General features: G+C 49.3%; 22 protein-coding genes. 4 read left to right on the plus strand and 18 right to left on the minus strand.

Translation table 11 applies throughout. The annotated features are described in order from the left end of the window. Positions 1–58: 58 nt before the first annotated feature. The 17 genes from rfbA (J9889_RS14410) to rfbB (J9889_RS14490) form a co-directional block, all read right to left on the minus strand. On the minus strand, positions 59–937 hold the full coding sequence (gene rfbA, locus J9889_RS14410; RefSeq protein ID WP_210557130.1) for a glucose-1-phosphate thymidylyltransferase RfbA: 879 nt from the start codon (positions 935–937) through the stop codon (positions 59–61). A 113-nt stretch (positions 938–1,050) separates the two neighbouring features. Next, on the minus strand, positions 1,051–1,938 hold the full coding sequence (gene rfbD / locus J9889_RS14415; protein ID WP_069785289.1) for a dTDP-4-dehydrorhamnose reductase: 888 nt from the start codon (positions 1,936–1,938) through the stop codon (positions 1,051–1,053). Beyond that, positions 1,938–3,044: a dTDP-glucose 4,6-dehydratase gene (gene rfbB, locus J9889_RS14420; protein ID WP_210557132.1), complete on the minus strand. Its 1,107-nt coding sequence runs from the start codon at positions 3,042–3,044 to the stop codon at positions 1,938–1,940. The genes rfbD (J9889_RS14415) and rfbB (J9889_RS14420) overlap by 1 nt, the downstream gene beginning before the upstream one ends. Before the next feature lie 21 nt (positions 3,045–3,065). Beyond that, positions 3,066–4,082 (minus strand): exopolysaccharide biosynthesis polyprenyl glycosylphosphotransferase, encoded by a 1,017-nt coding sequence (locus tag J9889_RS14425; protein ID WP_223939755.1) that lies wholly within the window; start codon positions 4,080–4,082, stop codon positions 3,066–3,068. A 623-nt stretch (positions 4,083–4,705) separates the two neighbouring features. Further along, positions 4,706–6,691, minus strand: coding sequence for a nucleoside-diphosphate sugar epimerase/dehydratase (locus J9889_RS14430; protein WP_069652505.1), 1,986 nt, complete (start codon positions 6,689–6,691; stop codon positions 4,706–4,708). After that, positions 6,688–7,569, minus strand: a complete 882-nt coding sequence (locus J9889_RS14435; protein ID WP_246878099.1) for a glycosyltransferase family 4 protein — start codon at positions 7,567–7,569, stop codon at positions 6,688–6,690. The genes J9889_RS14430 and J9889_RS14435 overlap by 4 nt, the downstream gene beginning before the upstream one ends. 153 nt (positions 7,570–7,722) lie before the next feature. Next, complete coding sequence (locus tag J9889_RS14440; RefSeq protein ID WP_080770108.1) at positions 7,723–8,673, minus strand: SDR family oxidoreductase; 951 nt, start codon at positions 8,671–8,673, stop codon at positions 7,723–7,725. Beyond that, the gene (locus J9889_RS14445; RefSeq protein WP_113978064.1) at positions 8,673–9,476 is read right to left on the minus strand and encodes a glycosyltransferase; all 804 of its coding nucleotides are present in this window, start codon (positions 9,474–9,476) and stop codon (positions 8,673–8,675) included. The genes J9889_RS14440 and J9889_RS14445 overlap by 1 nt, the downstream gene beginning before the upstream one ends. Before the next feature lie 249 nt (positions 9,477–9,725). Further along, the gene (locus J9889_RS14450; protein ID WP_113978062.1) at positions 9,726–11,621 is read right to left on the minus strand and encodes a glycosyltransferase; all 1,896 of its coding nucleotides are present in this window, start codon (positions 11,619–11,621) and stop codon (positions 9,726–9,728) included. A gap of 29 nt (positions 11,622–11,650) precedes the next feature. Then, positions 11,651–12,988: a hypothetical protein gene (locus J9889_RS14455; RefSeq protein ID WP_133280071.1), complete on the minus strand. Its 1,338-nt coding sequence runs from the start codon at positions 12,986–12,988 to the stop codon at positions 11,651–11,653. Between the two features lie 6 nt (positions 12,989–12,994). Next, positions 12,995–13,798 (minus strand): glycosyltransferase family 2 protein, encoded by an 804-nt coding sequence (locus J9889_RS14460; RefSeq protein ID WP_210557134.1) that lies wholly within the window; start codon positions 13,796–13,798, stop codon positions 12,995–12,997. A gap of 1 nt (position 13,799) precedes the next feature. Beyond that, positions 13,800–14,978, minus strand: coding sequence for an ABC transporter ATP-binding protein (locus J9889_RS14465; RefSeq protein WP_113978057.1), 1,179 nt, complete (start codon positions 14,976–14,978; stop codon positions 13,800–13,802). Positions 14,979–14,987: 9 nt separating this feature from the next. Further along, the gene (locus J9889_RS14470) at positions 14,988–15,758 is read right to left on the minus strand and encodes an ABC transporter permease (protein WP_210557136.1); all 771 of its coding nucleotides are present in this window, start codon (positions 15,756–15,758) and stop codon (positions 14,988–14,990) included. 8 nt (positions 15,759–15,766) lie between these two features. Beyond that, complete coding sequence (gene rfbC / locus J9889_RS14475) at positions 15,767–16,312, minus strand: dTDP-4-dehydrorhamnose 3,5-epimerase (RefSeq protein WP_210557138.1); 546 nt, start codon at positions 16,310–16,312, stop codon at positions 15,767–15,769. 63 nt (positions 16,313–16,375) lie between these two features. Further along, complete coding sequence (rfbA, locus tag J9889_RS14480; RefSeq protein WP_201957419.1) at positions 16,376–17,254, minus strand: glucose-1-phosphate thymidylyltransferase RfbA; 879 nt, start codon at positions 17,252–17,254, stop codon at positions 16,376–16,378. A 114-nt stretch (positions 17,255–17,368) separates the two neighbouring features. Continuing rightward, positions 17,369–18,256 carry a dTDP-4-dehydrorhamnose reductase gene (rfbD, locus tag J9889_RS14485; protein WP_124814289.1) on the minus strand — a complete coding sequence of 296 codons (888 nt, stop codon included), beginning with the start codon at positions 18,254–18,256 and terminating at the stop codon, positions 17,369–17,371. Beyond that, on the minus strand, positions 18,256–19,341 hold the full coding sequence (gene rfbB, locus J9889_RS14490; protein ID WP_113736195.1) for a dTDP-glucose 4,6-dehydratase: 1,086 nt from the start codon (positions 19,339–19,341) through the stop codon (positions 18,256–18,258). Before rfbB (J9889_RS14490) ends, rfbD (J9889_RS14485) begins: the two co-directional genes overlap by 1 nt. A gap of 937 nt (positions 19,342–20,278) precedes the next feature. Here rfbB (J9889_RS14490) and J9889_RS14495 point away from each other — a divergent pair. After that, a complete protein-coding gene (locus J9889_RS14495; RefSeq protein ID WP_161646571.1) occupies positions 20,279–20,953 on the plus strand; it encodes a response regulator in 675 nt (224 codons plus the stop codon). Then, complete coding sequence (locus J9889_RS14500) at positions 20,953–22,335, plus strand: ATP-binding protein (RefSeq protein WP_210557139.1); 1,383 nt, start codon at positions 20,953–20,955, stop codon at positions 22,333–22,335. The genes J9889_RS14495 and J9889_RS14500 overlap by 1 nt, the downstream gene beginning before the upstream one ends. A gap of 340 nt (positions 22,336–22,675) precedes the next feature. Here the strand turns inward: J9889_RS14500 and glk are convergent, their stop codons facing one another. Then, positions 22,676–23,644 carry a glucokinase gene (gene glk / locus J9889_RS14505; RefSeq protein ID WP_210557147.1) on the minus strand — a complete coding sequence of 323 codons (969 nt, stop codon included), beginning with the start codon at positions 23,642–23,644 and terminating at the stop codon, positions 22,676–22,678. A 348-nt stretch (positions 23,645–23,992) separates the two neighbouring features. On the opposite strand from glk, the gene J9889_RS14510 reads away from it, so the two are divergent. Next, positions 23,993–24,847 (plus strand): MurR/RpiR family transcriptional regulator, encoded by an 855-nt coding sequence (locus J9889_RS14510; protein ID WP_029314760.1) that lies wholly within the window; start codon positions 23,993–23,995, stop codon positions 24,845–24,847. Between the two features lie 160 nt (positions 24,848–25,007). Further along, complete coding sequence (pyk, locus tag J9889_RS14515; RefSeq protein ID WP_005324189.1) at positions 25,008–26,447, plus strand: pyruvate kinase; 1,440 nt, start codon at positions 25,008–25,010, stop codon at positions 26,445–26,447. Positions 26,448–26,633: the final 186 nt, after the last annotated feature.

Below are 26,633 nucleotides of genomic sequence, written 5' to 3' on the forward strand. Positions count from 1 at the left end.
CTATCCACATTGGATTCAATTTTTATTGGGGGAGCATCTTCCCTCCCCCTATATCACATCAGACTTTGGCAACCATTCTTAACAAATATTGTCCATAGGTATTCTTCGCCAATGGCGCAGCGAGCTCACGTATCTGGTCGGCACTGATAAACTTCTGGCGATAGGCGATTTCTTCCGGACACGCCACTTTCAACCCCTGACGGGTCTCGATGGTCTGAATAAAGTTGCTCGCTTCAATCAGGCTTTCATGGGTACCGGTATCCAGCCAGGCATAACCACGGCCCATCATGGCCACCGACATATTGCCTTGCTCCAGGTAGATACGGTTCACATCGGTAATTTCCAGCTCACCACGGGGCGACGGCTTCAGGCTCTTGGCGATATCCACCACGCTGTTGTCGTAGAAATAGAGGCCGGTCACCGCATAGTTGCTCTTGGGCTCCAGTGGCTTCTCTTCCAGTGAAATAGCGGTGCCCTGCTTATCAAATTCCACCACCCCATAGCGCTCGGGGTCGTGCACGTGGTAAGCAAAGACGGTTGCTCCGCTCTCTTTGGCCACTGCCGCCGCCAACTGTTTCTGCAGGTCGTGGCCGTAGAAGATGTTGTCCCCCAGCACCAATGCACAGGGGTCTGACCCGATAAACTCTTCACCCAGAATAAAGGCCTGGGCCAACCCGTCCGGACTTGGCTGTACCTTGTATTGCAAGTTCAGACCCCACTGGCTGCCATCACCCAGCAATTGCTTAAAGCGAGGAGTATCTTGCGGCGTGCTAATGATCAAAATATCTCGAATACCGGCTAGCATCAGGGTGCTCAGAGGATAGTAGATCATCGGCTTGTCATAGATGGGCAGCAGTTGCTTGCTCACCGCCATGGTGACTGGATAGAGACGGGTGCCCGAGCCACCTGCCAGAATAATGCCTTTACGTTTGGTCATGATGCTTGTTTCTTATTTTTAAATTGCAAAAGAAAAGGGTTGCTTGAAGCCACACCTTTCTGTTTTATCCCTTGCCAGCCAAGGATACGCTCAACACATCCCTGACCAGTGATTTACTTGCCGAGGATCTCGGTCAACATCCGCTCCACACCGACTGTCCACTCCGGCAGCACCAGATCGAAGGTGCGCTGGAATTTACCAGTATCAAGGCGGGAGTTATGGGGGCGTTTGGCCGGGGTCGGGAAGGCACTGGTCGGCACCGCATTGAGCTGTGTCACAGCCAGTTCAACGCCGGCTTCTCTGGCTTTGGCAAACACCAGCTGGGCGTAGTCAAACCAGGTTGTTGTACCAGAAGCAATCAGATGGTACAGCCCAGCGACCTCGGGTTTGCGCTGCGCAACACGGATCGCATGGGCGGTGCAATCGGACAGCAACTCGGCGCCGGTCGGTGCGCCGAACTGGTCATTGATGACTGACATCTCGCTACGCTCTTTGCCAAAGCGCAGCATGGTCTTGGCAAAGTTGGCGCCGCGGGCGGCATAGACCCAGCTGGTACGGAAGATCAGGTGACGGGAACAAAGCGCGGCCCCTTGCTCACCCGCCAGCTTGGTTTCGCCGTAGACGTTAAGCGGTGCAGTCGCATCGGTTTCCACCCAAGGGCGCTCACCGCTGCCATCGAACACATAGTCGGTGGAGTAATGTACCAGCCAGGCACCCAATACTTCCGCTTCTTTGGCGATAGCAGCCACGCTGGTTGCGTTGAGCAGCTCGGCAAACTCCCGCTCGCTCTCGGCTTTGTCGACTGCGGTATGGGCCGCGGCGTTGACAATCACATCCGGCTTGACCAGACGTACCGTTTCGGCCACCCCTGCCGGGTTGCTGAAATCACCGCAATAGTCACTGGAGTCAAAATCAACGGCAGTGATGCGCCCGAGCGGCGCCAGTGCGCGTTGCAGCTCCCAGCCTACCTGGCCGTTTTTGCCAAACAGCAGAATATGCATCAGGCACGCTCCCCATCTTTCTGTTCAATCGCGGAATAGTGTTGCTCAATCCAGGATTGGTAGGCACCGCTCTTGACGTTGCTGACCCACTGCTGGTTATCCAGATACCACTGCACGGTTTTGCGAATACCGGATTCAAAGGTCTCTTGCGGTTGCCAAGCAAGCTCACTGCTCATCTTGGTCGCATAGATGGCATAGCGGCGATCGTGACCGGGGCGATCCGCCACATAGGTGATTTGATCGCGATAAGAGCCCGCTTTCGGCAGCATCTCGTCCAGCAAATCACAGATGGTGTGTACCACCTCCAGATTCTGCTTCTCGTTATGACCGCCGATATTGTAGGTCTCCCCCACCAAGCCCGTAGTTACCACCTTGTAAAGCGCGCGCGCGTGGTCCTCCACATAGAGCCAGTCACGGATCTGGTCGCCCTTGCCATAGACCGGCAACGGCTTGTCATCCAGCGCATTGAGGATCACCAGCGGGATCAATTTCTCGGGGAAGTGGTACGGGCCGTAGTTATTGGAGCAGTTGGTGACGATGGTTGGCAGGCCGTAAGTACGGCGCCAGGCGCGCACCAGATGGTCGCTGGAGGCCTTGGAGGCAGAATAGGGGCTGCTGGGGGCGTAGGGAGTGGTTTCGGTAAAGAGCGGCAATGGCTCACCGGCAGCCACTTCATCCGGATGGGGCAGATCACCATATACCTCATCGGTGGAGATATGGTGGAAGCGGAAGGCCGCCTTGCGCGCCTCGTCCAGACCGTTCCAGTAAGCGCGAGCCGCTTCCAGCAGCATATAGCTGCCGACGATATTGGTCTCGATAAAGTCAGCCGGGCCTGTGATGGAGCGATCAACATGGCTCTCGGCGGCCAGATGCATCACTGCATCCGGCTGGTGCAGGGCAAACACCCGATCCAGCTCGGCACGGTTACAGATATCCACCTGCTCAAACGCATAACGCTCGCTAGCAGAGACAGCCGCCAAGGATTCGAGGTTGCCCGCATAGGTCAGCTTGTCGAGGTTGACAACTGAGTCTTGGGTATGCTGGATGATATGGCGAACAACGGCTGAACCGATAAAGCCGGCACCACCGGTAATTAATATTTTCATATGAATATGATACCTTATATTTTATCTGCCCATTCCAAACAGTACTGTCTTCACCGTCAGCAACAGGATTTTTATATCCAGCAGTAAACTTTGATGCTTGATATAAAAGATATCGTATTTATGCTTCCACACTGCATCTTCAATAGATGCCCCATAAGGGTAGCTGACCTGGGCCAGACCGGTAATACCGGGCTTTACCGCATGGCGGAAACGATAATATGGAATGACCGTTTCCAACTCTTTGATAAATACTTCCCTTTCTGGTCTCGGACCAACTAGTGACATTTCACTTTTAAAGACGTTGATCAGTTGCGGCAATTCATCGATACGAGTCTTGCGAATAAAGCGGCCTACACGAGTGACACGAGCGTCGTTTTTACTAGCCCATTGGGCTCCATTTTTTTCGGCATCATTTCGCATAGAGCGAAACTTGATGACGTCGAATTCCTGGTTGAACTGGCCAACCCGGGCTTGACGATAAAAGATGGGACCAGGTGATTCCAATTTAATGGCCAGTGCGGCCAGCAGACCGATGGGGATGGCAACCAGACTGAGCGCAATGGCAGAAACCAGATCCAACGCACGCTTGACAATGCGATTGGATGGACGGGAGAGGATGGAGAAAGATTTCATGTGCAGGAAGTAGCCGCTGTGCAACAACTCCACTTCTGTACGTCCGAAACGTCGGTCCAGATAACTGACCAGCGGTTCAACGTAGGCGCCATACTTGGTGGCCAACACCAGCATTGCGGCCAGTTCATCGGGAAGGTCACCACTCTTGTAATGCACAAGGGTTTTGCCTTTTAGCTGGGACATGTCCGTCACATTGAAATGCAACGTGAACGGATAATCGACTAGCACTCGCTCAATAAGAGCCTTGTCACTATCACTACAATACACATAAAGCTCATCACTTTTCATGTGAACTCGCTTCAGCTCACGTATGAGATGACCAATATCTTGTGAGTGAATCTTCTCTGTCAATTTTTCATTCGCTGCGTTCCATAATGCAGCACTGCTGTTGATTTTATTATCCATTTCCCTTTACTCTTTAATTTTAATATCCCGAGGCAAATATTTTAATTATTGTGTATGCCTACCAAGCAACCTCATGCAACCTCATGAGCAGTTATTTCGTTATTGCACGTGATCTAAGTATCTGAATGATAATAATGTATTGCAAAAACACATTTTTTGTGATTTCGATCACGTGTATATGTCAAACATGTGCCTAACCTAAATCAGCTCTGACAATCTACTGCTCAAGTACCAGACTAGTCGGCTATAAAAACAATATTGTCATTAAATGATGACGCAGAGCATTGAATAAAGTAAGCTACCGCCCCTGAGTTACAGCTCCCAGTACGCTCGCAGTCGATATATGTTTAGTTTGCCAAAGATTTATGACCGTTCTGATCCTGCACACCTTTGCAAACAAGACAGCGAGACGCTCGTTATGCTTACTTTATGGTTATAACCATGATCGTGTTGAGCCTATTAAGCACAAGAGGATACAAGATTAATTTTGAATCGGCGGGGCGATTTTACCTATGCTTTGCTCAAAAGGGTAGTCAATCTGGTCTAATCAGTTTTTGATCGGTCAAAAAACAACCAGAAATTGAATTGAAAAGATGTCTGATGAGGCGCGTAATAATAGAATATCATTGATTTTCCATATAAAAATCGATGTTGTGTGTAGGAAGTGGAACCACATTGTCTGTTGGCAGATCACGTTGTTTAGCAAGCCAGACCAGATCACAGATGCCGTCTGTTGGTTCGAACGCAGCAGGGGCGTGCATCAGAATGTCGCGTACTTTCTGTTGATCAAAGTGGTGACAGGCGTCATCCAGCGAGGCCAGCAAGGGACGCAGCCTTGACCAGGGGAGCCAGCATTCTTGCGCCACCATGATCCTGGGATGTTCTGTACCTCTAGCATCATCCCCAATCAACAATTCTTCATAGAGTTTTTCACCTGGCCGCAACCCCGTCACCTCAATAGCAATGTCGCCATCGGGCCGCAGTTCATCGCGAAGCGTCAGGCCGCTAAGACGGATCATACGTTTTGCAAGCTCCATAATCCGGACTGGCTGCCCCATATCGAGCACAAAAACATCGCCCCCCTCCCCCATCGCGCCCGCCTGGATAACCAACTGGGCAGCCTCCGGTATTGTCATGAAGTAGCGTATGATATCGGGATGAGTCAGAGTAATAGGCCCACCTTTGTCTATCTGTTGTCTGAACAGTGGCACCACTGAGCCGGAAGATCCGAGCACATTACCAAAGCGCACCATACAAAAACGGGTTTTGTGCTTTTCACGGGTCAAGGCTTGCAGGATGAGCTCGGCCAAGCGCTTGCTGGCCCCCATGGTGTTGGTTGGGCGTACCGCTTTGTCAGTGGATATCAGTACAAAGGTTTCAACTTCCGCTTCAATGGCTGCTTGAGCAGCATAAAGCGTGCCAAATACATTATTGCGTACCCCTTCTATGATATTGAACTCGACCAAGGGCACATGCTTGTAAGCGGCAGTATGGTAGATAGTCTGTATCCGAAAGCTCTGCATCACCGTCTTGAGGCGGTGTTGGCGCTGCACTGAGCCCAGTAACGGAGCAAGCTCAGTTTCAATTCCCTCACGTTCGCACTGTTCACGCAAGTTTTTGTGTAAGACATAGAGGGCGTATTCAGACAGTTCGAACAGAACCAAGGTGGATGGCCGGCACCGCAAGATCTGGCGACAGAGCTCCGATCCAATGGAGCCCCCAGCCCCCGTCACCATGACCGCTTTGCCTGTGATGTTGGCTTCCATCAATGTCGTCACCGGCTCTACCGGGTCTCTACCCAACAGATCGTCGATGGAGACTTCATTAAGCTGATCAATACGGGCTGAACCATTGACCAGATCGGCCATTCCCGGGATAGACAGCACTTCACAAGAGAGAGGCTCAAGTGCATTGATCACTTCCTGGCGACGAGCCCTGGTGCTGCTTGGCATGGCTAACAGGATCTTCTTCACCCCATGGTGATCAATCAGCGTAGGGAGCTGAGCACTGTTGTACACGGTACATCCCTGAATAACGCATCCTTGTTTGGCAGGATCATCATCCACAAAGGCAACTGGGTAAAACTCATTGCCTTGCAACAAAGCCACTTGCAACTGCCGCCCCGAGGAACCCGCACCGTAGATCAGAACCTGTGTACGCGCCAAACGAGTAGTATTCAGCAGAGCCCGAAAGAACAACCGCACACCACCGACCATCAACACCAAAAATGAGAGATAGATGACCGATACGGTTCTGGGCAGGAAGATATCGAAGTAAAACGCAGAGATAACAAAAAAGCTCGTTGAAACAAATGCACCTAATGAGATTGTCCAGAGCACTCGAAAGCTAACATATCGCAAGATTGCACGATACAAACCCAGCCGAACAAAGACACTAATGCTTAGGACAATAATCGCACACAAAAGGGCCCAATGATGGGGGCTTGCGATTGGCCAGCTATGTTCAAGCCTGATCCAATATGCCCCCCAATATGCCATGGTAATCAATAACGTATCTACTGCGACAGATATTGCTCGCTTGCTGGCTCGTGACAAGGAACCAAGGCAGGTAAGTAACCAGCTACCCCCCGGCAAAAAATCTGTGCTCATTCAGGTACTCCAGCCTTTAGGTAAAATGCGAGATAAGTTAGCGGTAAGTAGGCAATAATCAGACCCAACATGCCATCGAGCGCCCCCCCTACAATCATGGCAGCAATAGGTGCAAGCCATAGGACATTTATCAAGAGCACCATCAGTGTCACATTGCGATGACTTTTCCAGTGCCTTGCAAGATATTGGTAGGCATGAGTTCGATGAGCATCACTCAAGTGACATTTGAGACGATAGCGATTCAGTAAAGTCCAGGTAGCATCAACGACAAAGACGCCGAGCATGACAAGCCACGCCCACAGGAATTGGGGGGCGAAACTTGCATCAAGCAACATCAGGGATGAGAGCATCATACCAAGGAAGCCACTGCCCCCATCTCCCATGAAGATCTTGGCCGGTGGAAAATTCCAGCACAAAAAGCCCGCAACAGAAGCCCCCAGCAACAGGGTCAAACTCGCAAACGGCCACTCACCTCCAAAAAGGTAATGCAGTAACGCCATGACGATACAGACAGTCACGGCCTCACCGGCAGCTAGGCCATCGATGCCATCCATGAAGTTGTAAAGATTGATAAACCAGATCACACCTAACCATGCCAGCGCATAACCAAACCAGGCAAGATTTAGCTGCCACCCAAAGAAAGTCAGCTCTGGCAATCCATCAACAGCTACTACAACCAATGCAGCAGAAAGGCTCTGGACAATTAAACGAGTTTTTGGCTCTAGAGACAGGTGATCATCGATAAAACCAACTAGTGCGATGCCCAGTGCTGCAATCCATATCAATAGCAAGCTTCCATATGATACCCCATACAAATCCGACACCTGGCTCACGACGAGAAAAGGAGAAACCAACAGAAATGTAGCGACAATCGCCATGCCTCCACCTCTCGGCGTAGGTATATGATGTGAGCTGCGATGATTGGGTTGGTCAAGAAGACGGCTCTGACCGTAGCGCTTAAGTAAGCCTGTCATGATAATGGAGAAAAACAAACATAAAACTAGAAGTAACGGAAATGTCAGCATCACAAACTACTCATTTTTGGAAGATGCCATCAGGGATAAAGCCTGAGAAAACGTATAAGGAGCCGACCATTGTAGCTGCCTCTGAGCCTTGCCCGTATCCATTTCTAGAGAGCCATAAATCCGTTGCAATTTGGCATCAATCCCAAAGCAACGGCCAATCCCTCTTACTAGAATTGATGGAATATAAAACAGTCGAGAAGGGACACCTTCAGCATCAGCAATAGCTATCAGCATTTCAGATGTCGAAACAGGAACTGGATCTGCGACCAAAAAAATCTGATTCACGGTAGCAGGATGATCTATCGCACGAGCAATGAAATCGCATAAATTGGGTAATGCCAATAAACTCCGTGCATTTTTCAAGCGGGCAAAGGGGAGTGGAAAACCGGTATGCACCATCTTTAACATGCTGGCAAAATTAGCCTTCACACCCTTACCATAAATAAGAGGAGGCCGGATAATGGTGACAGCCATACCACACTTCTTAGCAAGTGCCATCAGCCCTTGCTCTGCATCATATTTTGAGCGGCCATAAGGGTCTTGTGGTGGATTCTGGACATGTTCATCAAACGGCTTACCGGGCTCAGTCTGCTCACCATTTACTTTAATCGAGCTAATAAATATGAAGCGCTTAACACCAGCATCTGCGGCCTGGTTTGCGAGATTTAATGTGCCAATTGTGTTTACCGCTCGAAACGCTGTTAGAGGATCGGCTTCCTTATCAGACATCACATGCACCCTGGCGGCACAGTGAATGACAACATCCACCTGTTGTAATTGGGTTGTCCAGTTTGCATCTGCTGTCAAAGAGGGAGCGTTGATGTGATACGAAGCAAGCGGGTGACTTCGCACCGCACCTTTCACATTCACACCCAGACTCAGCAGGTGTTCACAGACCGCCTTGCCAACAAATCCGTTAGCGCCTGTTACCAAGACTGTACTTTTGATATCTGACATTACCACCAACGCCAACCGTGAATATTGAAGAAAGTCACCATAGAGCGCCCAAACATCCAGATATGGCGCCAGCCTTTGCGGGATGCATGGCCACCGTGATGGACAACCTTCACTTGAGGAACATAGGCAATCCGGCTGATCTTTCCTGCCCGCAAACTGATGTCAAAATCTTCGAAATAGAGGAAAAAGCGAGGGTCAAATCCTCCGAGCTGCTGCAGAACATCTGTACGAAACAGCATGAAACAACCACTGACAATGGGTGGATCCCACAGCACGTCATGATTGTTGAGCTGATCAGCCATCTCATATTTTGCCAACCGCAGATGGAATATCTTCTTCACAAACGCGGGCGCAAAACCACGCAGCAATAAATCAAATACAGTTGGGTAGCGTTTACAAAGCCGCTGTACCTCACCATCTTCCCACGTAGCGAAAGGTGTCAATAATCCACAATCCGGATGTAGCTCCATAAACTCGAGCGCATTTTTCAGTGCATCTGGGGCAACTTCCAAGTCGGGATTGAGGATAAGGTGGTAATTTCCTTGCGTCAAACAACTATTATGTCCATCCCCATAACCTACGTTCATACCATCATGATGGTAATTTATCACAATATTCTTAGCTACTATCGCCAACAAACTACCGACTTCATCTGAGGATGTTACAGAGTTATCTCTCACATGAATTTCTACATTATATGATGTCAGTTTAGAAGCTTTAACAATATTAAAAAGAGTTCTATTTAAAAGCTCTATATCAACATTAAAGATGACAACACTGATAGCAACAATTTTTTTTGACATGGCTCATTGACTTCGTTTCGGCAAAAGCGAGCGATTTCTCTTTCACCATGTATAAAACATGAATTTTTTCATTTATGCATAAAACGAATATAAAAACATACAAAAAAACCAAATTTAATTATAACAAGTCATTTGCTTAACCATAAAACACCTAAAAATATGATGGCAGTCATAAACACTAAGATGTATGACACTAATAAAAAGTTCATACTAGAAATAGTTCATGACCACCACCATTACAGTAAAGTTTTATTCACGCTCAATAAGCAAATCTAACCTTTGGAATGACTCACTCCAAGGCCATTCTGTAGCAGTCTTTGCTCCATGCTTTAAGAGCATATTATACAAAGCATCATCATTGATAAGCCGTTCAACGGCTTGTTTCGCTGCTTTGACATCGAGTAGTTCAACTGCTATTGCATTATAACCATCGATAATGTACTCGTCCCAACCTGTCACTTTACCTACAACAGGAACACATCCACAGCCCATAGCTTCAAGCGGGGGACCAAAGAAGCCTTCAATTCTGCTCATTTTGATAAAAATATCACAAGAGCTATAGATAGATGGCATCATGCTCATAGGCACTTTTTCAAAAAAGTGATCATATCTCCATCCACTTTTAGGCTTACCAGCACTACTTACAATCCATATTTCGCAATCAAGGTCTTTTACTGCATTATATGCATCTTCCACTGCCTTAAATGGAATATCAATAGGTCCTTCGATTAAAACACGCTTTTTAGTGCCTTTGGGAATGAATGGCTCAACGGGCTTAAAGAGTAATTGGTCAAGGCCGTTTGGCACATAAAAAGCTGAACGCTGGAACTCAGAATGGAACATATTCTGAATCCAAAACGCCTCGGTAAAATATTCATATTCTTTATCATAACCAGATGAAATAAGTTCTTGAACTCCTTTCTCATCAATAAATCGGCGTTCATCAGACTGTACAAAATATAATTTACGGCGTGATGAGATACGGCTTAAATATGGCTCTGTATTCCATGCTGTAGCAATTAGCAAATCAATATTTTTAATGACGTCGCCGTTGCCAATCTGATAAACAGGAACACTATTTTCCATCCAAGATATATTGTTTTCTTCCGATAGACAAATAAATGAAACATCATGACCACGAGAAAGCAAATAATTGGCATGCTTGATAATAATTGCCAGTCCACCAGAGATTCCGAGGCCAGCTACAATCCAACATATTTTTTGTGGGCGAGATACCTTGGTATTGTATTGTTTTAATAGCTCTCGATACCAAACATCATCTCCTTTTTGAGAATGGAAATTCAGTTCATTATTACCTGCATGTAATCTAAGTGAAACAAGAACATCAGGGAGAGACTTCAATCTATAGTTATAGTAATTCAGCCTAGCCCATAACTCATGATCCTCTCTATATTTCATATTTCTATTGATGCATCCAACAGCCATAAGAGCATCCCGTCTTACCATTACTGTGCTCTGACATGGAATACAATTTTCAAGGTGCTCTTTAAGCGTTCCATCTGGGCTATGCACAATCATCCCATCTTCTATACCAGAAATTTGACGAGATCCATCAACAATAGCTCTCCAAGAGCCATACACCCCAGAATATGAAGAGTTATTACTTAAAAAAGAAACTGAAAGTTCTAAGCGATTATTAGATGCGATATCATCACTATCTAAAAAAGCAATATATTCACCCTGTGCTTCTAAAATTCCCTTATTGCGCCCTCTAACCGCATTTCCAGATGAACGTGGGTATTTATAAATTTTCACACGCTCATCATTTCTATATTGCTCGACTACTTGAAGCGTCTCGTCTGGTGAACCATCACAGACAAGAATTAGCTCTATATTTTTATATGTTTGATTTAATATTGAATCTATTGCGGCTTGCAATTCCCATGTTCGATCATATATAGGAATGATAACTGAAACTAAATTTTCTATACCATTATTACTTTCAGTCGTAGATACCATGTTGAAGCTTTGTTTATTAAAATGCTTGCCACTAATTGACAACATAGATATCAACTGCTTTCTTTTAGAGAGAGCCAGCGACAACGAATATTTTAAACCTCTATCTCTAGTTAAAAGAATAAACCGTTTCAATGCAAATTTAAGAATAGAAAAATTGTATTTCATATTGATGTTCTTAAGTAGTTCAGTTTTAATTAATGATGATTGGTGAACTTTTTAATTTTTCGCTTTAATAAAGCCACAAAGCTGTTATTTCTCATTGATTTTACATCATCACTTAGCGCGCTCAAAAAATCTCTATTTTCTACTAAAAGTCCTCTATGCTCCGCCAAAACATCCCTATTTTCTGCTAAATGCATGCTATGCTCCGCCAAAATATCTGCATATTCTTTGCTTTGTGCAACTAAGATATTAATTTTGTCATTAGACATTAAGATATCATTATTTAGTTTTTCAATGAGGCGAGCCTGATGCATAACGGTATCACTAAGAGTTAGTATATTTTTACTAATAGCTTCACGATCAACTCCATCTACAATTTTTTGCAAAAATCTATTACTAAGTAATTGTTTGCTATAAGCAAGTGCATGTTTAACTTGTAGTGCATCGCAAAGTATTTTTTTAAAGCCAAAACCATTCAGATTAAAAGCTTTATCAATATTTGATGCTATATCTCGCTCGGCAGCCATACGTTCATACACTTGCTGGAAGGTATCGAGAGCCGAAGGAAAATCATCTTTTAATTCTTTAATAATAGTGCTAGCATCTTTTTTACTACAGGCTGGACGACCTGAAAAATTGTAGTAAGAATTTAATTCATAATTATCAGCATCAAGATATCCATCACCACCAAAGTGGTCATATATATATACAAGCACTTTCGCGGAAACAGCAAAAACAACTGTATAGCCTATAGTAATGATCACATCATATTTTGAAAGTATCGAATCATTCAGCATTTCAACCTTGGCTGCTGAGCCATAATAGTCGAAATGTAAATTATGGTCTAATGATGGTAACTCTAACAATTCCTGTGGAGGGTGATTAGAAACAATTGCCACTCTATTCAGAGTTTGCTTCAACTCAAATGTATCATTTTGAAAAGAACAAGAGTTATGAAATACATAAACATCATCTGCCGCAATACCGCACCGAATCAGCTCTTCTTTTGTTTCATCTGAGTTACATAGATAGCTATCAAATAGCTGACCTGAGCAAAGTGGGGCCTCTATAGGCTCATAAGGGCTTAGTGAAAAGTAGCATAACTTCCTACAGTTTACACCTTTTGGGAAAAAATACGGGAGCGTGTGGGTATGGAAACAAATAACAAGATCATATTCATGATCCATACCATCAACCAAGTCATTTATTCTTACACCAGCCAGCTGCTGATGATAAAAGTCACCTATATCGATGCATCCTATATGTACCTGATGATTTTCTCTAATAAATGCCTGTGTGAGTTCATAAACAACTCTCTCAGCCCCAGCGTAGTTTCGCAAAGATTGACATAAAATAGCGATTCTGTACATGACACCTCAACTTATGGGATGAATAACAACCGCATTGTCGAATAAATCTTTCCCCCATGTATATAATGGAGTAGAAAAGTCAGACTCTTTGTGTATTGCCTGACCTTTTCTACTCAACCACTTATCGGCATAGATCCCTGGGAAGTTATCAATATAATAGTCACACTTATCTTCCCATCGACTAACAGACAGAGCTTTACCAAAATGTTGACATTTAAATAAGGTTAAGTATCTTTTTGAAGATATAGTAGGCTCTCTTGCATCATCGAGAATAAAATCAGCTCCAGATAAACTGCTCCATATAAATATTATGTCTCGACGCTCAGGACCAAAATATTTACGTCTGTTAAGCAATACTTCGCCCTCCTTTATATCGAGGGCATCATCATGTGTCATGTACGCATCGAATAATGGAACTCTAATATAATCTATTTTATTATAATCGAGTAAATCAAGCTCAGTGCGAATATTTCCAACCAAACGTTCGTCCGCATCCATATAGATTATCCACTGAGGTCTAAACAACTTGATTGCAAGATCATTCAGCAATTTTCTGTGAGCGGTCTCTTGCCCAGTCCGATTATTTTTATCCCATCTGTTATTTCTTATAATAGATGTAACCTTAGGGTGTTGCTGAAGAATTTCATAGGTATTATCTATACTACAGTCATCCAATACAATAATGGCATCACAAAAAACACTCACGTGCTCTAAAAAGTCTTTCATAATTAAAGATTCGTTTCTAACCCGAGTAATAACAATAACTTTTGGATTACTTACTCGGCCAAGATAATATTCATAACTATACATGTTACTCTATTCTCCAATTATGATTTATACCGACAGCACCTTCATATCGTTCTAAACCACGTTCATTTTTTGGAGTTGTAACGTCAAAGTGAGCAATATAGTCTATCCTATCATAGTGAAATGTCGCCAAATCATCCGTAACTGATATTGATATACTATATCTTCCACTCAAAAGTGGGAAATCTTTCATTTCTATAGAAACGTTTTTTGGAACTCGTTCTATTTTTAGTGAATCTCTCACTGTGCTAAACACAGAAACGATATTATCAGAAGAGTTTCTAATAATAACTCCGATGCCAATACTAGATGATATGTCAATGAGTTTTTCAATATCAAATGACAAATTAAGGCGAGATCCAGTGGCAACAACCCCATTTTCTATTATAAAATTTTTAATTTTAAGTTTCGGTGAATTTGGTGTCATAACTACAGCATGCTTATAATCACATTGAACTGTTGGCATGGTTTCTTTTAAATATTTTGTACACACATCCTTTGCTGAGGCGTCCATTTTAATCTTGCCATGCTCTAACCAAATCGCACGTGTACAGAAGTTCCTTACCATTGGGATTGAGTGACTTACAAAGAAGATCGGGATACCTGAGTCTCGAAGTTCTTTCATCTTGTTTATAGACTTTTCTTGAAATGCCATATCACCGACACTTAAAGCTTCATCCACGATCAATAAGTCAGGGGAGGAGTGCACAGCAATAGAAAATGCAAGCCTGGCAAACATACCTGATGAATATGTTTTAACAGGCATGTCTATAAAATCCAAAATTTCCGAAAAATTTATTATTTCTTGCTCTTTTTCGGCTATTTCCTTGCTACTCATACCGATAAGGGAACCGTTTAATGATATGTTTTCCCTGCCAGTATATTCAGGATTAAAACCGGCCCCTAACTCGAGCAAAGCTGCTATTTTCTTTGGCTTGGATACATTACCAGTAGATGCTTTCAATGTTCCACAAATAATCTGAAGCAAGGTTGACTTACCAGCACCATTCTTGCCGATAATACCAACAGTCTCACCCTTTGAAATTGAGAATGAGATGTTATCTAAGGCATGAAAAAACTCACTGCTCTTAACTGCTGATTTAATACCGAGATTAAAAAATATGCGCCGCCACGGGCTTCTACTAATATTGAATTTTTTACTAACATTCTCAACTTTTAGCATATTAAAAACTCACGTAAGATCGGCAAAATCTTCTTCCAATGCTTTGAATAAAAAGACACCCATAGCACATGCAAGTAGACTAAAAAAAGTAACCATCATAATGGAATTAAAATCAACATATGATTCAAGTACAATTTTACGGGCCCCTGAAATAATTGGCGACAGGGGGTTGTATTTTATAACACTCTCGAAGATGGGGCTAACCTTCTTAGCATCAAAGAAAACAGGAGATATAAACATCAATACAGGATTGATAAAGTTGGCAACATTGCCTAGATCTTTTATATAAGAACCAAGAGCAGAAAGTATTGTTGAAATTGCAAACCCAATAAAAAACAATGGAATTGCATATAAATATATCGATAGCCAGATAATATTTATCGTGCCAGCATCATATGCTCTATATAGCAAAACCAATGTCATATTTATAACCAAGATAAATAATGCACTAATCGTTGAAGACAATGGTATTGATAGTCTATTGAAAACAACCTTCTTAATTAAACTAGCGTTATTATTAATCAAATTAGATGATTTCCCAATCATCTCCGTCATAAAAAAATAAGGGGTTAGACCACAAAACAATGCAACAGTATAGTTGAATTCTAACCCATCGATATCCCACCGCGCCTTAAAAACATATTGAAAAACAGCAGAATATAACGCTAACAATAAAAGAGGGCTCAACACAACCCATGCAGGCCCCAATACACTACCTTTATATTTTGTTAGCAATTCCCTGCGACTAAATTCAAGCGAAAGCCTTAATAACTGCATCATCAAAAACCTTATTCAAAGCATTCTGCAAATGAAAAACCAACAGCTACTTTATCTTTTTCTGACAACATAGGAATAATCTCCCCCCAATTGATATTGATTTCTTTGTCATTCCAGAGGATGCTCCTTTCATTTTTAGGAGAGTAATAGTTTGTCGTTTTATATAAAAACTCAGCTGTCTCACTTATAGTGAAAAAACCATGTGCAAACCCTTCCGGGATCCACAACTGTCGTTTGTTTTCACCTGACAAGTGAACGCCAACCCACTGGCCGAAGCTCGGTGAGCTTTTGCGGATATCTACCGCCACATCAAACACTTCACCTGCAACACAACGCACCAGCTTGCCCTGGGCATGGGGAGGCAGTTGATAGTGCAAACCACGCAACACCCCTTTCGAGGATTTGGAATGATTATCCTGCACAAAGTTAACCGGATATCCTACCGCCTCTTCAAACAACTTGTGGTTGAAACTCTCAAAGAAAAAACCACGCTCATCACCAAATACTTTTGGTTCAAAAATAAGCACGTCAGGAATCGCTGTCTTGATTACATTCATCTGTCTATCCACACTTGATTCAATTTTTATGGGGGGAGCATCTTCCCTCTCCCCTATATCACATCAGGCTTTGGCAACCATTCTTAACAAATATTGTCCATAGGCATTCTTCGCCAATGGCGCAGCAAGCTCACGTATCTGGTCGGCACTGATAAACTTCTGGCGATAGGCGATCTCTTCCGGACAAGCCACTTTCAACCCCTGACGAGTCTCGATGGTCTGAATAAAGTTGCTCGCTTCAATCAGGCTTTCATGGGTACCGGTATCCAGCCAGGCATAACCACGACCCATCATGGCCACCGACAGATTGCCTTGCTCCAGGTAGATACGGTTCACATCGGTGATTTCCAGCTCACCACGGGGTGACGGCTTCAGGCACTTGGCGATCTCAACAACGCTGTTGTCGTAGAAATAGAGGCCGGTGACCGCATAGTTGCTCTTGGGCTCCAACGGCTTCTCTTCCAGCGAGATAGCGGTACCCTCTTTATCAAATTCCACCACCCCATAACGCTCGGGGTCATGCACATGGTAGGCAAAGACGGTAGCACCACTCTCTTTGGCCGCTGCCGCCGCCAACTGTTTCTGCAGGTCGTGGCCATAGAAGATGTTGTCCCCCAGCACCAGCGCACAGGGGTCTGACCCGATAAACTCTTCACCCAGAATAAAGGCTTGTGCCAACCCGTCCGGACTTGGCTGCACCTTGTACTGCAAATTAAGGCCCCACTGACTGCCGTCACCCAGCAATTGCTCAAAACGGGGGGTATCTTGCGGCGTGCTGATGATCAGAATATCGCGAATGCCCGCCAGCATCAGGGTGCTGAGCGGGTAGTAGATCATCGGCTTGTCATAGATAGGCAACAGTTGCTTGCTCACCGCCATGGTCACCGGATAGAGACGGGTGCCTGAGCCACCGGCCAGAATGATGCCTTTACGTTTGGTCATGATGCTTGTTTCTTATTTTTAAATTGCAAAAGAAAAAGGTGGCTTGCAGCTACACCTTTTACGTTTTATCTCTTGCCAGCCAGGGATGCACTCAACACATCCCTGACCAGGGATTTACTTGCTGAGGATCTCGGTCAACATCCGCTCCACGCCGACGGTCCAGTCCGGCAGTACCAGATCAAAGGTGCGCTGGAATTTGTCGGTATCAAGGCGGGAGTTATGGGGGCGTTTGGCAGGGGTCGGGAAGGCGCTGGTCGGCACTGCATTGAGTTGCGTGACCGCCAGATCAACGCCAGCCTCTCTGGCTTTGGCAAACACCAATTGGGCGTAGTCAAACCAGGTGGTGGTACCGGAGGCAATCAGATGGTACAGCCCGGCAACCTCGGGTCTGCTCTGCGCCACGCGGATCGCATGGGCGGTGCAATCGGCCAGTAACTCGGCACCGGTCGGGGCGCCGAACTGGTCATTGATGACCGACATCTCGCTACGCTCTTTGCCAAAGCGCAGCATTGTCTTGGCAAAGTTGGCTCCACGGGCGGCGTAGACCCAGCTGGTGCGGAAGATCAGGTGACGAGCGCAGAGAGCCGCCCCCTGTTCCCCTGCCAACTTGGTTTCACCGTAGACGTTGAGCGGTGCAGTTGCATCGGTTTCCACCCAGGGGCGCTCACCGCTGCCATCGAACACATAGTCGGTGGAGTAATGCACCAGCCAGGCACCCAATGCTTCCGCTTCTTTGGCGATCGCCGCCACACTGGTCGCGTTGAGCAGCTCGGCAAATTCCCGCTCACTCTCCGCCTTGTCGACTGCGGTGTGGGCTGCGGCGTTGACAATCACGTCCGGATTGACCAGACGTACCGTGTCGGCCACCCCTGCCGGGTTGCTGAAATTGCCACAATAATCGGTGGAGTCAAAATCAACGGCAGTGATGCGGCCCAGCGGTGCGAGTGCACGCTGCAGCTCCCAACCGACCTGACCGTTTTTGCCAAACAGCAGAATATGCATCAGGCACGCTCCCCGTAATTCTGCTCAATCCAGGATTGGTAGGCACCGCTCTTGACGTTGTTGACCCACTGTTCGTTATCCAGATACCACTGCACAGTTTTGCGAATGCCAGATTCGAAAGTTTCTTGCGGCTGCCATGCGAGCTCACTGCTCATCTTGCTGGCATCGATGGCATAACGGCGATCATGGCCAGGGCGATCCGCCACATAGGTGATTTGCTCACGATAAGAGCCCGCCTTCGGCACCATCTCGTCCAGCAGATCGCAGATGGTGTGTACCACCTCCAGATTCTGCTTCTCGTTATGACCGCCGATGTTGTAGGTCTCCCCGACCAAGCCCGTGGTCACCACCTTGTAGAGCGCGCGTGCGTGGTCTTCCACATAGAGCCAATCGCGAATTTGGTCGCCCTTGCCATAGACCGGCAGCGGCTTACCATCCAACGCATTGAGGATCACCAACGGGATCAGTTTCTCGGGGAAATGGTACGGGCCGTAGTTGTTGGAGCAGTTGGTGACGATGGTGGGCATGCCGTAGGTACGGCGCCAGGCGCGCACCAGATGGTCACTGGAAGCCTTGGAGGCAGAATAGGGGCTGCTGGGGGCGTAGGGCGTCGTTTCAGTGAAGAGTGGCAAGGGTTCACCAGCAGACGCTTCATCCGGATGTGGCAGATCGCCATACACCTCGTCGGTGGAAATATGGTGGAAGCGGAAGGCCGTCTTGCGCGCCTCGTCCAGACCGTTCCAATAGGCGCGGGTCGCTTCCAGCATCATATAGGTGCCGACGATATTGGTCTCGATGAAGTCGGCGGGGCCTGTGATAGAGCGATCAACGTGACTCTCGGCGGCCAAGTGCATCACGGCATCCGGTTGATGGGTAGCAAACACCCGATCCAGTTCGACGCGGCTGCAGATGTCGACCTGCTCGAACGCGTAACGATCGCTGCCCGAGACCTCAGCCAGGGATTCCAGGTTGCCTGCATAGGTCAGCTTGTCGAGGTTGACAACTGAGTCTTGGGTATGCTGGATGATATGGCGAACAACGGCTGAACCGATAAAGCCGGCACCACCAGTCACAAGGATCTTCATTGAAAGGTTCCCGATTTCAAGATAACGAAATGACAAGACATTGTTTGACGCTTGCGTAGAAGATTTTCACGGTAGGTTTGCGAAGCGCCTACACTGATGACTAAATCGTCTAGCACACAGATATATCACTGAAACTAAGCTTGGTTAATTTTTCTGCATAATTTCTAGCGATACGACTTGTAAATAATTCTTATTTGATAAATTTGGTGGGGAGGGTAATTATGAAAAAGATGACATAGTCAACAAAGTGAAACGCTACCGCCCTTGAGTTACAGCTCCCAATATGCTGATTTTAACCTTCTTGTCCGTGCTGTTGGCCATCAGATCCTCCAGCTTCTTGTTTTGATTGATGTTTAACAATTCTTAAGCATTCCATTACCTTACTAGGTTGTCCGGAACTTACATTGCTCACATCTTGGGCTTTTTGCGCCCTAAACCCGATCGCGGGTCAGATTCTATCTTGTTTAACCCAAGGGTGAATAGTCAAAAGGTGCAAAAGGCACTCGATAGGGTAAGGATTCAACAGCATTCCTATTAACCTACTGACTTCAATGTCACCAGTATTTTTACTGATAATCCTCTAGTGACACCTTTCGATGAAGAATAGAAAAAATATGTCTGTCAGTGTGCTCTTATCACCTCATTCGTGGGCATCAGATTGTTAGGATAGCGCCAAGAGATCAAGAGTGTGCTCTTCTGTTGACTCATTAACGTACCTTACTGCCCCTCCACTGCGATCATAACGGTCGCATACTGCTGTCACCGTATGTAAATCGCTTCGTGTCACAGTGTTTTGACATCTTATTAAACACTCTATTGAGGAGTTCAGTCTGGGATGATTCAGTCCCGATACAGCGGGGTCAGGTAGGATCCGGATTGACTCTCCCTCTTGTTGACCCTCTAATTGACAGCCTGGACCCTCATCATCATGCATCTTATGAAAATCCTACTGGTTGAAGACGACAAGCTGCTCAATCACCACCTCTCCACCCTGTTGACCGAGGCCCAGAACCAGGTTTACAGCACGGACAAAGCCCAGGTGGCGCTGCACTATGCGGCCGACTACCCCATCGATGTCGCCATCATCGATCTGGGCCTGCCTGACATGGATGGCCTTCAGCTCATCACCCGCCTGCGCGAGCAGCAGATCCCCTTTCCCATCATTGTGCTGACGGCCAGAGGCAACTGGCAGGACAAGGTGGAAGGACTGGAAGCCGGGGCGGACGACTACCTGGTCAAACCCTTCCAGAAGGACGAGCTGCTGGCCCGCCTCAATGCGCTGGTACGCCGCAGCGCCGGCTTCATCTCCCCCAGAGTGAAGGCGGGTGACTACGAGCTGGATCTCTCCCGCAAGGAGCTGACCATCGCCGGCGAGGTCACCGTGCTGACCAGTTTCGAATACCTGATCCTGGAATACCTGATGCGAAATGCCCGTCAGGTGGTCTCCAAACAGCAGTTGCTGGATCAGCTCTATGGGGACGGTGAAGGGGATCCCAACACCATCGAGGTGATGGTGAGCCGGCTTCGCAAAAAACTGGATCCGGAAGGGAGCATCCAGCCCATCTCCACCATCCGCCGCCAGGGCTACATCTTCAACCTCGCCTGTAGCTGATGCGCCTTGCCATGTTGCATCCCCTGACCCTGATCCGCCGCTCCCTGCACCTCAAGCTGATGCTGAGTGCCATGCTGGTCATCGCGCTCATCATGGCCTTCTCCGTCTACATCCTTTACCTCGGCCATGCCGAGGAGCAGGCCCAGAAAGCCAGTGTCCGCATGCAGGAGAACCTCTCCAAGCTGTTCTCGTCCAAGCAGCCGGAGCCCCACGCAATGACGGATCTTGGCAAGCTCACCCCGGATGCCATCGACCCCAATCTCGACACCCTGATCTGCCGCGCCGACGGGGCGCTGAGCTGGTCCAGCCTGCACATGCCGGAGGTGGTCTCCATCAAGGAGACCATCTGCCGGGATCTGATGAGATACCTAGGGGGATTGGATCAGGACTATTTCTTCAAGCTGCATACCATCAAGAACGGCGAGAGCTACTTCATCTACAGCCTGCGTTTCCTGCGCAATCATGGCGCCGGCCCCACCACCTACTACGTAGTGATGGTCGATTCCGCCCGGCGCTATCAGGCCCAGACCCGCGATTACCTCTACCGCTGCATTCGCCAGGCGCTGCTCGCCTACTGTCTGCTGGGCGCCCTGTTGCTGCTCACCAGTTTTTGGAGCCTCTCCTCCCTGCGTACCATGGCACGCCAGATTGACGAGATCCGCGCCGGTACGCGAGAGGCACTGTCAAACGACTACGAGCGCGAGCTGACCCCCCTGACAAGCTCGGTCAACCAATTGCTGGAGAACGAACGCCAGCAGACCCAGCGCTACCAGCACGCCCTCAACGATCTCGCCCACAGCCTGAAAACCCGGCTGGCGCTCATCCAGATCACCGCCCAGGAGCTCAAGCTCGGCCACGACATCCATGACAACATCAATGAACAGATCACCACCATGGATCAGATCATCCAGTACCAGTTACGTCGTGCCGTCACCGGGCGAAAGCGCCTCGCAAGCAAGGGCACCGAACCGGTTCCCCTTATAGAGAAGCTGCTGGCCAGCCTCGCCAAGGTCTATCGCCACAAGAAGCTGCAGACCGGCTTCCAGTTTGACGACGATGTCTTCTTTCACGGCGAGCAGGGCGATCTGATGGAGCTGATGGGCAACCTGCTGGACAACGCCTGCAAGTTCGCCATCAGCGAGATCCGGGTTCATGTCCGCCACCGGGAGAGCGGCCTGCTCATCGTGGTGGAAGACGACGGCCCCGGCATCGATCCCGGCAAATCGCAGCAGATCTTCCAGCGCGGCGTGCGGGCTGACAGCTCCCCCGGCCAGGGGATTGGCCTCGCCGTGGTGACCGAAATCGTGCACAGCTACGGCGGCGAGATCCGGGTGGATAACTCCCCGCTCGGCGGCGCGAGATTCCACATCACCCTCCCCTGACAGCGCAGGGCATTGCCTTCCCGGTGCTTGCCCTGTCTCACGCCTCACTCCTTATGCCTCGACCAGGCCAAGCACATGGCAGCGAGGCTGACGAGCTTGCGCCCCCATCAGAAGCTGGCCTGCCGCTCCCCTCAGCCCCATCCTCGCGCAGAAACGGCAGGCATAAAAAAACCGGCCGCGAGGGCCGGTAAAACAGTTCAGGCTTGTCAGGTGACAATGCGCACCCAGCGGATGAAGACCGGTTTCAATTCCCTATGAAGCCCCGTCCTCTTGAGTACGTAGGTTCACTTTACGCCCCGGTCACTGAATCGGGACTGAACCATGTTCACCCTGGCAAGGCTCAGAGACGGATCCCGAGCGACTGGCGCAGATAGGCTCCCGCCCCAAGCAGCCCCGGCCCTTCATGGGTGATGAGGAAGACCGGAATGTCTTTGAGATAAGGCTTGAAGCGCCCCTTGTCCTCGAAGGCGACCCGAAAGCCCGATCCGATGAAGAACTCCTGGAAGCGCGGCACTATGCCACCGGCGATGTAGACACCGCCGAAGGTGCCCATGTTGAGGGCCAGGTTGCCGGCAAAGCGGCCCATGAGCACGCAGAACAGGCTCAAGGTGCGACGGCAATCGAGGCAATCCCCCGCCAGCGCGCGCTCGGTGATGTCCTTGGGGGCAAAGGATTCAGGCTCGCGGCCATCGGATTTGACCAGGCCGCGATAGAGATTGACGAGCCCGGGGCCCGAGAGGAAACGCTCCGCCGACACATGGCCCAGCTCGCCGCGCATCACCTGCAGCACCGCATCTTCCTCTTCCGTGTTGGCGGCGAAGTCCACGTGACCGCCCTCACCCGGCAGGCTCAGCCACTGCTCACCGGCCTGCACCAGGTGGGCGACCCCAAGGCCGGTCCCTGCGCCATAGATGGCGATGGGCTTGCCGGCCACCGGGGCCGCGCCCCCGAGCTGGATGTGATCGCTCTCGCCGAGCACGGGCACCGCCATGGAGACGGCAGTGAAATCGTTGATCACCTGCAGGCGTGCCAGGCCGAGGTTGGCCTGCATCTCGCGGATGGAGAACTCCCAGCTGTGGTTGGTCATGGCGACCCAGTCACCGTTGATGGGACAGGCGATGGCGATGCACGCCTCGCCCACGGTGGCATCGTGCTCTTCGAGATAGAGGCGCACCACGGTCTCCAGGCTGGGATGGGCCAGCCCCGAATAGGTTTTTGCCTGGGAAATGGCGCCCGTCGCCAGTTCGCAGAGGGCCAGCCGGGCATTGGTACCGCCAACGTCGCCCACCAGCGCATGGGTATGCTGCATAACAAACTCCTTCGTTACCGACTCGGGGCGGCCCTTACCGTCCCGACATTATTATTTGGCTGCAATACTACTCGAGCCCGCAGCCGGGCTGTGCGATTTATGCAGACAAGTGTGCGCCCGCTCACAGTGTTGTTGCTTTGCAACATTTGTAAGCGTTTTCAAGACACAAATGGAAGTTTGCAACTAAAAACACGAAATAATTAGACATGAGTCATACTTTGCAGGGCCGAGATTAGTTCCGATAAGCGCTTGTCTTATATAGTCATCGCGGAGACTGGAAACCTGCTTGAGCTGTGAATTTAGTGCACAGACACTGAAGTTAAATTACAAAAATGCCTGGTGGTAATGATGAATACCCTCGATAAAATTACGAACAATCTGGAAAGTTTCAGTAAATCAGAGCGTAAGGTGGCTGAAGTGATCCTAGCCTCACCCCAGACCGCCATTCACTCCAGCATTGCTACCCTGGCCAAGCTGGCCGATGTGAGCGAACCGACCGTCAACCGTTTCTGCCGTCGCCTCGATACCAAGGGTTTTCCCGATTTCAAGCTGCACCTGGCCCAGAGCCTGGCCAACGGCACCCCTTATGTGAACCGCCACGTGGAAGCGGAAGACGGCCCGGATACCTATACCGCCAAGATCTTCGAATCCACCATGGCCTGCCTCGATGCCGCCAAGAACAGCCTGGACATCTCGGCCATCAACCGCTGCGTCGATATTCTGACCCAGTCCAAGAAGATCAGCTTCTTTGGTCTGGGCGCCTCCTCCGCCGTCGCCCGGGATGCCCAGAACAAGTTCTTCCGCTTCAATATCCCCGTGGTGAGCTTCGATGACATCGTCATGATGCGCATGAGCTGCATCAACAGCAGCGAAGGGGACGTGGTGGTCCTCATCTCCCACACCGGCCGCACCAAGGCCCTGGTGGAAATTGCCGCGCTGGCCCGGGAAAACGATGCCACCGTCATCGGCATGACCGCCAAGGACTCTCCCCTGGCCCGCGAATGCAACCTGGTGCTCTCCATGGACGTGCCGGAAGACACCGACGTCTACATGCCGATGGCCTCGCGCATCGCCCAGCTCGCCCTGGTGGACGTGCTGGCCACCGGTTTCACCCTGCGCCGTGGCATGAAATTTCGCGAAAACCTGAAGAAAGTCAAAGAAGGTTTGCGCGAATCCCGCTTTGATACCCCGCACTCCTCCTGATCATTCGGGGGTCCGCCCCCGACTGTCTATGCCAACGGGCTTGGTGTAGTATCGAAATTCAATCAAACAAGGCCACCCAGATGGCCTGCCAGTTGGCGCCATGCCACATGCTTGACGGGGCAGTATTTCAAGTCATATCAACTTCACATTGGAGTCTTTCATGCCAAGACGTACAAAGATTGTTACCACACTCGGTCCGGCGACCGATCGCGACGGCATTCTCGAGGGGATCATTCGCGCCGGTGCCGACATGGTGCGGATGAACTTCTCCCACGGCACTCCTGAAGATCATATCCAGCGCGCCAACCAGGTGCGTGACATCGCCGCCAAGCTGGGCCGCCACGTGGCCATCATGGGCGATCTGCAAGGCCCCAAGATCCGCGTCTCCACCTTCAAGGATGGCAAGATCTACCTCGCCATCGGTGACAAGTTCATTCTCGACGCCGCCCTCGGCAAGGGCGAAGGCTGCCAGGAGCAGGTCGGCATCGACTACAAGAGCCTGCCGCAGGACGTGGTATCCGGTGACATCCTGCTGCTGGACGATGGCCGCGTGCAACTGAAGGTCGAGCAGGTCGAAGGCACCCGCATCCACACCACGGTGACCGTAGCCGGCCCTCTCTCCAACAACAAGGGCATCAACAAGAAGGGTGGCGGCCTCTCCGCCCCCGCCCTGACCGAGAAGGACAAGGAAGACATCAAGACCGCCGCCCGCATGAACGTGGACTACCTGGCGGTCTCCTTCCCCCGCAGCGGCGATGATCTGCGCTACGCCCGCGAACTGGCCCGCGAAGCTGGCTCCAACGCCAAGATCGTGGCCAAGGTCGAGCGCGCCGAGACCGTCGCCAGCGACGAGGCGATGGAAGACATCATCCTTGGCTCCGATGCCGTCATGGTGGCCCGTGGCGATCTCGGCGTCGAAATCGGCGACCCCGAACTGGTGGGTGTGCAGAAGAAGCTCATTCGCCACTCCCGCCGCCTGAATCGCGTGGTCATCACCGCGACCCAGATGATGGAGTCCATGATCAACGCGCCGCTCCCGACCCGTGCCGAAGTCATGGACGTGGCCAACGCCGTGCTGGATGGTACCGATGCGGTGATGCTCTCCGCCGAGACCGCCGCCGGCCAGTTCCCCATCGAGACCGTGACCTCCATGGCCAGCGTCTGTGTGGGCGCCGAGAAGCACCCGAGCCTGAACGTCTCCAACCACCGCATGAACTACACCTTCACCTCGGTGGAAGAGGCGGTGGCCATGTCCACCATGTATGCGGCCAACCACCTGGAAGGGGTCAAGGCGATCGTGGCGCTGACCGAGTCGGGCACCACCCCGCTGCTGATGTCCCGCATCAGCTCCGGCCTGCCCATCTTCGCCATGTCTCCTCACAACAAGACCCTGGCCTGGGCCAACCTCTACCGCGGCGTCACCCCCGTGCTGTTTGATGGCGACGAGACCAAGCCGGTCTACGAGGTGTGCCGCGACGCGCTGGACGTGCTCAAGGCCAAGGGACTGCTGCAAAGCGGCGACATGGTATTGCTCACCCACGGCGACAAGATGGAGACCGTCGGCAGCACCAACACCTGCAAGGTGATGATGGTCGAGTAATCGCCCCTCCTCCCTGCCACAAAAACGGCTCCCGCGGGAGCCGTTTTTTTAGGTTCTTCGCGGGATCTTGGGGAAGTGGAAGTTGACAGACAGGGTGCTGGTAAACTGGCTGTCTCCAAACACACCACCACCATCACCCTGCTGTCGCCGTGCATCATATTGATATTGCCTCCTTCTGGCCAGGTT

The sequence above is a fragment of the Aeromonas sp. PrichA-15 genome (assembly GCF_017939245.1).
Lineage (GTDB): Bacteria > Pseudomonadota > Gammaproteobacteria > Enterobacterales > Aeromonadaceae > Aeromonas > Aeromonas caviae.

Bases quoted from the DNA above. Each gene is read 5' to 3' on its own strand.
- rfbA (WP_210557130.1), bottom strand. From the start codon at position 937: ATGACCAAACGTAAAGGCATTATTCTGGCAGGTGGCTCGGGCACCCGT.
- rfbD (WP_069785289.1), bottom strand. From the start codon at position 1,938: ATGCATATTCTGCTGTTTGGCAAAAACGGCCAGGTAGGCTGGGAGCTG.
- rfbB (WP_210557132.1), bottom strand. From the start codon at position 3,044: ATGAAAATATTAATTACCGGTGGTGCCGGCTTTATCGGTTCAGCCGTT.
- J9889_RS14425 (WP_223939755.1), bottom strand. From the start codon at position 4,082: ATGGATAATAAAATCAACAGCAGTGCTGCATTATGGAACGCAGCGAAT.
- J9889_RS14430 (WP_069652505.1), bottom strand. From the start codon at position 6,691: ATGAGCACAGATTTTTTGCCGGGGGGTAGCTGGTTACTTACCTGCCTT.
- J9889_RS14435 (WP_246878099.1), bottom strand. From the start codon at position 7,569: ATGGCGATTGTCGCTACATTTCTGTTGGTTTCTCCTTTTCTCGTCGTG.
- J9889_RS14440 (WP_080770108.1), bottom strand. From the start codon at position 8,673: ATGTCAGATATCAAAAGTACAGTCTTGGTAACAGGCGCTAACGGATTT.
- J9889_RS14445 (WP_113978064.1), bottom strand. From the start codon at position 9,476: ATGTCAAAAAAAATTGTTGCTATCAGTGTTGTCATCTTTAATGTTGAT.
- J9889_RS14450 (WP_113978062.1), bottom strand. From the start codon at position 11,621: ATGAAATACAATTTTTCTATTCTTAAATTTGCATTGAAACGGTTTATT.
- J9889_RS14455 (WP_133280071.1), bottom strand. From the start codon at position 12,988: ATGTACAGAATCGCTATTTTATGTCAATCTTTGCGAAACTACGCTGGG.
- J9889_RS14460 (WP_210557134.1), bottom strand. From the start codon at position 13,798: ATGTATAGTTATGAATATTATCTTGGCCGAGTAAGTAATCCAAAAGTT.
- J9889_RS14465 (WP_113978057.1), bottom strand. From the start codon at position 14,978: ATGCTAAAAGTTGAGAATGTTAGTAAAAAATTCAATATTAGTAGAAGC.
- J9889_RS14470 (WP_210557136.1), bottom strand. From the start codon at position 15,758: ATGATGCAGTTATTAAGGCTTTCGCTTGAATTTAGTCGCAGGGAATTG.
- rfbC (WP_210557138.1), bottom strand. From the start codon at position 16,312: ATGAATGTAATCAAGACAGCGATTCCTGACGTGCTTATTTTTGAACCA.
- rfbA (WP_201957419.1), bottom strand. From the start codon at position 17,254: ATGACCAAACGTAAAGGCATCATTCTGGCCGGTGGCTCAGGCACCCGT.
- rfbD (WP_124814289.1), bottom strand. From the start codon at position 18,256: ATGCATATTCTGCTGTTTGGCAAAAACGGTCAGGTCGGTTGGGAGCTG.
- rfbB (WP_113736195.1), bottom strand. From the start codon at position 19,341: ATGAAGATCCTTGTGACTGGTGGTGCCGGCTTTATCGGTTCAGCCGTT.
- J9889_RS14495 (WP_161646571.1), top strand. From the start codon at position 20,279: ATGAAAATCCTACTGGTTGAAGACGACAAGCTGCTCAATCACCACCTC.
- J9889_RS14500 (WP_210557139.1), top strand. From the start codon at position 20,953: ATGCGCCTTGCCATGTTGCATCCCCTGACCCTGATCCGCCGCTCCCTG.
- glk (WP_210557147.1), bottom strand. From the start codon at position 23,644: ATGCAGCATACCCATGCGCTGGTGGGCGACGTTGGCGGTACCAATGCC.
- J9889_RS14510 (WP_029314760.1), top strand. From the start codon at position 23,993: ATGAATACCCTCGATAAAATTACGAACAATCTGGAAAGTTTCAGTAAA.
- pyk (WP_005324189.1), top strand. From the start codon at position 25,008: ATGCCAAGACGTACAAAGATTGTTACCACACTCGGTCCGGCGACCGAT.